This is a genomic window from Nitrospirota bacterium (assembly GCA_020846775.1).
Lineage (GTDB): Bacteria > Nitrospirota > 9FT-COMBO-42-15 > HDB-SIOI813 > HDB-SIOI813 > RBG-16-43-11.
Window position 1 is genome coordinate 1 of the sequence record JADLDG010000073.1, and the last position, 10,416, is coordinate 10,416.

Genomic DNA, 10,416 nt, shown 5'->3' on the forward strand with positions numbered 1-10,416 from the left:
ATCGAGATGTTCTATAATCGTGTGCGAAGGCATTCGACACTGGGGTATCGTTCCCCGGTATGTTTTGAACAGGAGGCTATGGTAGCCTAACCTAACTTAGTGTCCGTTAAATCGGGGAAAGATCACTCATGGTGCAAAGCAAAGAAATACTGCAATAGACAGAGATTATAAAATCAATAATCTTGAAAAGTACATAAAATTAAAGAAACATGACATTTGTTTGCTTGTTTGGAAAACTTTATCAAAGGCTTCGCCGTCTGTTTTGAAGGCACAGTACAGACCAAACCAGCAACGTGATTTAAGAGAACGACCCTCTTCAATTGTCTATCAACTACAGTCTTCAGCATGGATCCCTGACAGAAACAGAGTATTTCATAAGCCTGAAGACATATATCGTGAAATCTTACATCCTGATTTTGTCTATGATGACAGAAATGGATGGTTGACAGCAATTGGTTTTGGAGAGAATGCTAAAAAACAAGGGATAATGTACAAGAAAAAAGAGGACATGGCTCAGCATCTTGGAATTCCTTTTGCACTAGTTGAGATATTTAATAGTCTGCCAGAAGAGAAGAAGGGACAGCTTATAAGTCAAGCACAGGATTTATTTGATAAGGCAAAATCAACAGGCTATGTTGAGCCATTGCCAACAAGTAAAACCTTTGATATAACCCGTCGAGAAGAAAAGGCAAGAGAACTGACAATGACGGCCGACGATAAAACTTATGAGGAAAGAACAAGGTCTGTACGCGTTAGTTCTTTTTCTAATGACCCCCATGCAAAGGAATATCTTAGGAATCATAATAGTAATGAAAATCGAAACGTAATATGCCAGCTATGCGATAACGAAATGCCATTCAAACTGAATGATGGATATGACTATTTCGAAGCAGTTCAATTTATTTCTGCTGTAGAAAAGGAAATACTAGCTAATCACATTGCATTATGTCCAAATTGTGCTGCGGAATTTAAGCATGTCTGCAATACCAGTGAAGATGGTAAGAAAGCGTTGTTATTAGCATTAGATTCAAAGATAGCGGAAGGATCTATGATTATAACGCTTGATATGCCGTTTCATAAACAACTTCGTTTTACACAAAACCATTTAATAGATCTTCAGGGTGCATTGCAAGTCCAAAGTTTAAATAATGAAAGCCCACAGAAAATGCTTCAGGTAATACAGGCAGTAAACAAGCAATCAGCAATTAATCAGGACATTAAAGTTAAACAGGTTTATCCAGAAGCTATTCGGTCTAATCATGCAATCATTGAAAAGCCGCCAATAAATCCTGCAGTATTTTCAAGAAAAGAATATAATGAATGTCCCTATTGTAAGATGCAGATAAAAGCTTATAAGTATCTTAATCATATAAATATTGTATGTCCTCAAAAAGATCTAATGAAATCAAAAAGTGGGCAACCAATAGTATCATTGAATGCTCAATCAAAGAAAGCTAAAAAAAAGACATGTCCTAAATGTCGTGAAAAGATTAAAGAGGGAAGTGTACAGGAGCACTTGGATCAAAGGTGTCGTACAAGAAATATAACCTTCGAACCTCAATTATTAGGGAAATGCCGTTATTGCAAAAAAAAGATGGCTGCATCAGAGCTTAGCACACACTATTCCATTTGCCATATACTGAAACTTAAGGAATCATCTCAATTGACAAAATCAATATCAGAACGTCAGCCGCCAATAAGTGCTAAACCAGTAGCATTAAATAAATCAAATCTTGTAATGAAGAAATGTCCTTATTGCGGACGCAGTTTTGAGAAACGAATAATAGACAAGCATAAAGATATTTGTAACATTCGGCACGGTGAGGTAAAACACAATAATTTAATTGCTGAAGTAACAAGTGGACATGTACTTAATCGTCCAAAATGTCGGTTTTGCGGGCGGCAAGCAATGTTTGCTAGTGATGTATGTTATTCCTGTAGTAGTGACTAAGCGAATGCTTAATATAAAAAAGGTAAATTATGATTTTAGATATTTCTGCAAGAATTGCTTGCCACAATGATGGGTGGAATGGGTATAAATGTAAGTGGACTACCCCCACACAAGAAACATTATATTGACTGCGGAATACCCTTTGGCTATTATATTTTAATCTAACTTAGTTAACAGTGGGAGTGTGTACGTAGTGCGTTTTTCACAGTACATTAAACATTAAGTTTAAGCTCATAAAAAAAGGTACGGTGTCAAATTAGTATAATTATCAGAGTTGCTTTTAACAACCAGGGTTGGTCAGGAAAATGCAAAAATGTTCTGCATGATGACCGTCTATTCAAATGCAAGAATATGACTGTTTTTGTTGGTTATGGGAGATTCACAGTAGATGACCAAGGAACTTGCACGTCTGGATGTGATGAGGAATCATTGTGTTCTTCGTTCTCATGGCAGAATTTCAGGAATGGCAATTTTAATGAATCGAGAGCACACGAAGCAAATGGAATGGCATATTTTGTATACCCTGCAATTAACAATTCTCTAACTTATTTTGGTAAATCAAAAGTTAAAAATGTTTCGGGTAGTAAAATATACTTCAAAGCCTTTAGCCCACTTCCTTTAGAAAAGCAAGTTAGAGGTATAAGATCACAAAACTTCCTAGGAGTTGTTTGGGGAACCGGTACTTATCGGTATTTGAATATGCAACAAGAAATGAGATTTGAACAATTACTAAAGGAAGCTTATCACTTAAATAGCTTCAGCAGTGAATAATCGCGACCTTAGAACACATTGACAGCCTTTGGGAGTAAGGGGTATTTTGTCGAAATATTACAGGTGGAATAGACTTGCCACACAGTAAACTTTATGAGCGACTGGGGACTAATGCTCGAATTATTATTCACTGACACTTCAGAAAACATCAGGTCGTTCCTTCAGACCGTATTACCTTCATTTGATAAAGAATGGTGGAAGAAATACGTCATAAGCGCCTTATCATTTCAGCAGCAGCGACAGGTCGAAGAAAAAAGTATACGTCTCCTGTCCGACCTTGATCTCGCCGCTCTATTGAGAGTAATTGATAAAAACTGGTATGTAATCTCCGAGAAGGCTGGTTTGCCGCGTGAAGCCCGGAATTGGGTAAAAGAAATGCAAACTATACGGAATCGGTGGGCTCATTTATCGAATCAAAAAATACCTAAAGAAGATATCTACCGAGATCTTGATACACTGCAAAGATTCCTTGAAGTTGTTAAAGCGGACAGTGGATTGATTAGTAAAGTGAGGGACCGGAAACAAGCCCTATATTCATCATCTGTCAATGAAGTAAAACCCGAAGGTTCTATTAAGAAGGAGAGTCAGCCTGATACGGATTTTGCCAAGGGTGATATAGTAATCTTGCTCGCCGATTCTTCAATAAGCGGTGCTGTTATTGACATACTACCCGGTAAGCCCGAAAACAGGTATGTGATTTACCATAACAGCGATACGGCCACGTACTACTCCAGTCAACTTGTAAAGAAGAAAATAATAAGTGAAGATAGGAAGATCGCTTCACTAGATGACTTTCATGCCTATCTTACAGCCCTGCATCTCAGGCATCCCGGCATTGCAAACCTTTACTCTTTGCATGCAGCACGTATCAATTATGTGCCGTATCAGTTTAAACCCGTCTTAAAACTCATCCGATCAGACCGGCCCCGTCTGCTAATTGCGGATGAGGTAGGCATGGGCAAGACTATAGAGGCTGGGCTGATTCTCCGGGAATTGCAGGCACGCAGAGACATTAACTCCGTGCTTATTATCTGCCCTAAGCCACTTGTTACTGAGCGCAAATGGCAAATGGATATGAAAAGATTTGACGAACATTTTGAGCATATTGATGGCCAGACTTTAAAATACTGTATAAGCGAGACAGACAAGGACGGGGTCTGGCCTGATAAATATACAAAATGTATTCTCCCGTTTTCACTTTTCGGGGAGGACCTGCTTCATGGCACGACGAGGGGCCGTGGCCGGAAAAGGATTATAGGACTGACAGAGCTCGATCCGCCTCCACATTTTGATCTCGTTATCGTTGACGAAGCGCATCATTTGCGAAATACCAGCACTTATGTCCACCAGGGAGTACGGTTTTTCTGTGAGAATGCCGAGGCTGTCATCTTTACAACCGCAACTCCTATCCAGTTGGGAATCAATGATCTTTTTGTTCTGCTCAATCTCTTGCGCCCAGACTTGATTATTGACTATCCCAGCTTTGAACACATGGCAGAACCCAATCCTTATATAAATCATGCTATAGATGCTGCAAGGGGAGCTAAACCGGCGTGGCATTCAAGTGCTCGGGATGCTTTAACCAGAGCTGCAAATACCTCATGGGGCAGAACGTTTTTTCAGAATAACCCGGATTTTCAGACGTTGTATGACTTTACCTTGGAAGACGAACTGCTTCAGGAAAATAGAGTATCCTTTATTCACGTAGCTGAACAACTGCATACTTTTTCTAACATAATCAGTCGTACAAGGCGGCGTGATGTAGGTAAGTTCACTACCCGCAAACCAGAGACGGTGAATGTTGATTTTACACCGGAACAGCGGGAATTGCATGATAGGGTGCTGGCATTTCAGTCCCGAATTCTAGGGCGAATACATGGAGACAAGAATATTGCCTTTATGATGACAACTATCCGGAGGCAGGTCGCCAGTTGCCTTTTTGGGCTAGCACCATTTCTTAGTGATATTTTAACACGAAAAACAGATATTCTTGAATGGGAAGAGATGGATCAGGTTTCAAATTCCTTCGACAGTGATTCCATAACTAGGTTCGAAGAGGAAATTACCGAGATTATTTCGAAGGTTGAAACTCTCTCACCCAGAGACCCTAAGCTTGAGGCGTTGTTCAGTATTATTGAAGGCAAACAGAAAATGCCGAACAATAAACTTTTGCTCTTCAGCAGTTTCCGGCACACATTGTCTTATCTGCTTAGTCATCTGCAAATAAAAGGGCTTCGGGTGGGGCTTATCCACGGGGGGATACCCGATGAAGAACGTACACTTTTGAGAAAGCGATTCAGCGAACCATGGGAGTTGCCTGAATCGCTTGATATCCTTTTGTCTTCTGAAGTAGGTTGCGAAGGTCTTGATTATCAATTTTGCGACAGTTTGGTTAATTACGATTTGCCTTGGAATCCTATGAGGGTCGAACAGCGTATAGGGCGTATTGACCGCTACGGGCAAAAAAGCGATACAATCGCCATTTACAACCTTATTACTCCCGGTACAGTAGATGCCGATATTTATGAGCGTTGCCTTCTCAGGATCGGGGTTTTCAATGAAGCAATAGGTGGCGGAGAGGAAATACTCGGTCGCATTACAAGCGAAATTCATGAGGTTGCTGAAAATCTATCTCTAACCGCAGAAGAACGAAGGGCCAAACTTAAACAGCTTGCAGACAATGAAATACGGCAGATCAAGGAACAGGCGGATCTTGAGGAAAAGCAGATCGAGTTGTTCGGACTGAGACTCCCTCAACAGCAGATCGAAAAAGAGGTTGAGCAGGCTTCCAACTTCTGGATTTCCTCAGATTCCATTAAGAATTTGATTGTCCGGTATCTCTCGGATATAACCGGCTCTGAGCAAGAGTATCTCCTGGGGGAGAAAGAGACAAAAACCCTTAGGCTTAACCAGGATGTCCGTAATCGTCTTCTTGAGGATTTCAGGAAATTGCAGCCGAAGGCATCCCCTCTTTACAGGGAATGGGAGCGCTGGCTTAAAGGTAGTAATCCCAATATGCAGATGACTTTCGATGCTGATTACGCATCTGAAAATAGGGGTGTAACCTTCATTACTCCAATACATCCAGTTGCCATCCAAGCAGCCCTGGCATGGGAACGGAAACAGGCCCGTTACACAGCATTTAAGATTACTGACAACCGTTTCCAGGAAGGAATATATCCGTTTGTAATCTATAAATGGCAAAAGTACGGTATGCGTGATGAGGTTGTCTTTCAGCCAGTCTGCAGCAATGCACTCCTTACGGATAAGTTTTTTGAGTCTCTGCATAATGCCGTGCCTGTGCCCGATGCAAATCTCCCGTCGAAGGAAACCTTCGATGTTCTCGATGAACAGCATCATCTCCTATGGTCGAAAGTAAGGTCGGAGCACCAAGCCCATAATTATCTTCTTGCGCAATATAGGAGGGAGAGTTTACAAACCAGTCATAAAGCACGAATGAACATTTTGCAGGAGCAGCTGCAGGATGCAACCAACGACAATATTCGCCGTATGCGTCAGTCGCAAATCAAGAATGCAGAGATAGACTTTGAAAGAAGAATGAAGGATATAGCAGAATCTGAGGCAAAGGCTGACATTATTAGCGAGCCGGTGGCTTTTGGGGTTGTAGTCGTGGAAGTTTAACCTATGACAAAGAGCGATTATATAAATTCCATTCGGCAGGAATACAGTGGAATGAGGGACATGCCGCGAGAGAGTCTCGCGAGTAGTATTAAAACCTTAGCTGACGATCTTTATTCAAGAGATACCCATTTTATATTCGAGTTGATTCAGAATGCAGAAGACAATGATTACATGTCGGATATACGTCCGAGACTTCGTTTTGAACTCCGCCAGGAGGAACTTGAAGAGCACCAAAATACTGTTCTTATAGTACACAACAATGAAAGAGGTTTCCAGGAGAAGCATGTTCGGGCACTTTGCCAGGTAGGGAGATCCACTAAGAACAAATCTCAAGGCTATATTGGAGAGAAGGGAATTGGATTCAAGTCGGTTTTTCGTATCACAACCTGCCCTTATGTTTTTTCTAACGGGTTTCAGTTCTGTTTACCGGAAGATGATGAGACAACCGGTCTTGGATACATTGTTCCTAGTTGGGTAACATGTCCTCCCGCATGGATTAAAAGAGATGAGACTACTGTCATCATGCCTATCAATAAGAATAAAATAGATATACAAAACGTTATTGAAGCACTGCGCGACTTCGCACCAGAGACAATTCTATTTCTACAGAATCTGAGTTCAATCGAAATCTCTGTCCACCTTCCCGAATATAATACTGAATACGAGGTGATTATTGAAAAACATGTTAAAAGCAGCATAGGACCGTCGAAGCTGATTGAATTATCTTACCTGCGTCGTGAAACACTATCTGGTGAAGAGACGTTCTACTCATTCCAGTATTGGTTGACTGAAATAGAGTTTGAAAAGCCTGATGATGTTCAACACGAAAAAAGGCGTGACATCGAGTTTCGTAAAGTTTCCGTTGCGATTCCATTGGAGCAAACGATTCAAGAAGGCAAGCTGTTTGCTTATCTTCCTGTATGGGAAAAAACCGGTCTTCCTTTTATCGTCAATGCCGATTTTTTACTAGTAAGTTCTCGTGAGGGGGTCAAGGAAGATGAAGGATGGAATAAATGGCTTCGTGGCTGTATTGTCGAGACATATGCAAAGTCATTCCATGCTTTGATGGATGCTCCAGAAATTCCTTTCGAAGCGAAAATTTCGGCATATGCTTCTATCCCATTTGAAAGCCACTATCCATTTTTATCGTACATTATTAAGCCAATACAGGAATGTTTGGCCAGTAAGGATTGTGTGCTCGTTCTGCCGGACAACTCCCTTGTCCAGCCTACTAAAGCTCGTCTCTCAGCTGAGGATTTTAGGGCAGTCTTAGGGTCTCCGGAAGACTTTCCGGATTATATACGCGGAGAGACTCGACTTGTATGCCCAGAAATAGAATTATTTGCGAAACAATTAACTACTATTGGTGTAAAGCCCTTATCATCGTTGGAGGTAGTGTCTTGTCTAGAGGACTCCGTCTGGGTTCGGCAGCACTCTGTGACTTGGTTCGTTGATCTATTTCGATACTTGAGCACGAACAAGTTCAAGCCTGCTACTCTTTACATTCTTCCAATAATTCCTGTGTCAGATGATGTGATGAAAATACGGCTATCATGTGACAAAGAACAACCTATTTATTTCCCTCTTGATGAGACGGAACAAGATACTCTTAATCATGTTCCTGTCTGGTTATCTAAGCTTGTACCTATAGCATTTTTGCACTCTGAGTTGAAGCATGTTCTTGATCAGCAAAACGACCATGAAGTGCTAAATAAATGGCTTACAGAAGTGCTTTGTGTGTATGATTTATCTATTGAAAACTACTGCGTAGATATCTTAGCGAAACTCACTATCACATATGAACAACTTGACGAGGACCAAATTATTAAAGCCGCCAAATGGTTAGAGGCTCATGCCGGGCCTAAAATAGAATGGGGAGATTTACCTATTATACTGTCTGATGGTCGGAAGATTTTGCTAAAAGATGCCCGCAAACTGCCAATACAGGACATCGTGGTTCCAGAGAATTACAATCCAAAAGCTGGATGGCAACATATATGGCCTCTAAAGGAAGACCGTTCCCATTTTGTTGCACTGGCTAACGCATATCCATCTTTGACTCAAGAATGGGTAACCAAATTGAACATAAAAGTTTATCCTGCATTTCAAAAAATTAAGTACAAATATTATGAAGTCCCAACAGAACTATCATCAGAAAAAGAACTTGCCTCCACTTGTGTTACCCATGCAGCGTATTCGCGAACATATGATACAGAAATATCAACATATGTACAACCATCTTCACTTATACAGCCAAACGAAGAAGGTAAGGTCAGCAAAACATTGTCTCAGGCTTTGATTTCTTATCTTAGCCTTCTGGATATCCCTGACCCTTCTTATTACAAAAATAAGCAGAAACTGTACGAACTAGGTTTTTTTGCTAAAGGAACCTACCAAAACCATGGGACAGGTACTATATATTTGTCCAGCTCAGTATTGGAACAGCTTCGTAAACTTTCGTGGTTTCCAACCACCAAGGGGTATGTCAGACCATCTCAGGCTTTTCTTTTCACGCAGGGCGTCAAGGAAATCCTGGGAAATACAGTCCCATATTTTAAAGGTGTTCTGACTGAGAATGTACTGGAGTTTCTGGGGGTACGTTCAGAAGTGACTGTGAAAGAACTGCTTGGGTTGCTTCAGGATACAGCAGGCGACACTACTGCCGACCCAGATATGGCGGAAAGAGTTTATTCAGAACTATCTGTCAGAATCGCCCGGGATCCACAAGATATTCAAACTCTTTTTATTAATGAAGCTCTTATTCTAAAAAAGGGTGATCAGAAAGGCGTAATGTGGTTTAAGAGTGGAGAGTGTGTATGGGAAGATGCTTACGATATTCTCGGGGATGATTTTGCCTATCTTCAGAATCAGTATCCGAAACTTAAGGAATTTTTCGTTGAACAGCTTGGCATCAAGGAACAAGTAGATACTGAATGCTTTGCGCGACAGTGGCTTAAGCTCCAAGATGCCCCCCTTGAGAATCTAACCCAGCAGGTTATGATAGTTGAACGGCTTTACAAAAAGCTGAAACCCATAGCTCAGACACCGGAGGACGAACGCCCTGATTGGTGGAAGGATTTCTCAGAAAATATAATGCTCTACACTCAGTCAGACACATTTTGTACAAGTGATAAGATGGTGGTACCTGATGATGGTGAGTTACGGCACATTTTTGAAAATTGTGCCAATGTTGAGTTCGCCTGGCGACCAAGGAAAGATGCATTTAATGAATGGTTGCCATTCTATAAGGCGTTGAATGTGCCACTCCTGTCTGAATCGGTTACTGAAGATCTCGATAATTGCGGGGACTATGAGCTTCTCGATTCCAAACGATATATAACTCAAGCTGCTGTAAAAATGATAGCCGCATGGCTTAGAGAAAGAACTCCAGAAGACTATGCTCGGTTAAGTAAAGAGAACGTGTTTTCAAAACTCTTATCTCTTAGCGAGGCTATTACTATGAATGAAATTAAGGTAGAGTTCGTTCTTGAGACGGAAGCCATTTACGAATCTAAAACAGTGGCACATCCGGTATTCTGGGATAGGATTCACAATATCCTGATTTATCAAGATGAGTTGAAAGTGAGTCAGCTCGCTAAAATGCTGGCGAAGTCCCTGATAGTGAAATACAAAGACTTGGAAGATTGGGTTGAGCTTGTTCTTGAGGCATCTGATATTGAAAGGCTTAAAGACAAAAACTGGAGCGTACCTCAGGAAATTCTTGACTTATGCAAAACGGAGCTGCGTGTCCCACTTGAGTCTCAGAATTCGTTAGTGCAAACTGATAATAAAAAAGCGGAACAACAGACTGAAACTGTTAGCGGTATTACGGGAGAACATCAACCAAAAGCTGAATCAAATGCTGTCCCGATCGGTTCAATAGCTGGTAGCCCAAGAGCGGCGGCTGTGCCCCCAAAAAGTCGCACTGATCTTCCCCCGCTATTGCGGACACACTGAAGGGTTAGGTAGAATAATTAACCTGGGAGGTGTGAAATGGAAGAACGTAAGGGTCATAGGAAGCATAGTAAGGAGTTCAAGGAAGAGGCAGTACG

4 protein-coding genes are annotated in these 10,416 nt (G+C 41.3%); all 4 read left to right on the forward strand.

Going from position 1 to position 10,416, the window contains the following annotated elements; translation table 11 throughout:
• Positions 1-220 precede the first annotated feature (220 nt).
• A complete protein-coding gene (locus IT392_09580) occupies positions 221-1,951 on the forward strand; it encodes a C2HC-type zinc finger protein (protein MCC6544737.1) in 1,731 nt (576 codons plus the stop codon).
• Between the two features lie 351 nt (positions 1,952-2,302).
• Positions 2,303-2,722 (forward strand): hypothetical protein, encoded by a 420-nt coding sequence (locus tag IT392_09585; protein ID MCC6544738.1) that lies wholly within the window; start codon positions 2,303-2,305, stop codon positions 2,720-2,722.
• 111 nt (positions 2,723-2,833) lie between these two features.
• Complete coding sequence (locus IT392_09590) at positions 2,834-6,364, forward strand: DEAD/DEAH box helicase family protein (protein MCC6544739.1); 3,531 nt, start codon at positions 2,834-2,836, stop codon at positions 6,362-6,364.
• A gap of 3 nt (positions 6,365-6,367) precedes the next feature.
• The gene (locus tag IT392_09595; GenBank protein MCC6544740.1) at positions 6,368-10,321 is read left to right on the forward strand and encodes a hypothetical protein; all 3,954 of its coding nucleotides are present in this window, start codon (positions 6,368-6,370) and stop codon (positions 10,319-10,321) included.
• The last annotated feature ends 95 nt before the right edge of the window (positions 10,322-10,416 follow it).

Coding starts and splice junctions, on each gene's coding strand:
- IT392_09585 (MCC6544738.1), top strand. CDS start 2,303: ATGACTGTTTTTGTTGGTTATGGGAGATTCACAGTAGATGACCAAGGA.
- IT392_09590 (MCC6544739.1), top strand. CDS start 2,834: ATGCTCGAATTATTATTCACTGACACTTCAGAAAACATCAGGTCGTTC.
- IT392_09595 (MCC6544740.1), top strand. CDS start 6,368: ATGACAAAGAGCGATTATATAAATTCCATTCGGCAGGAATACAGTGGA.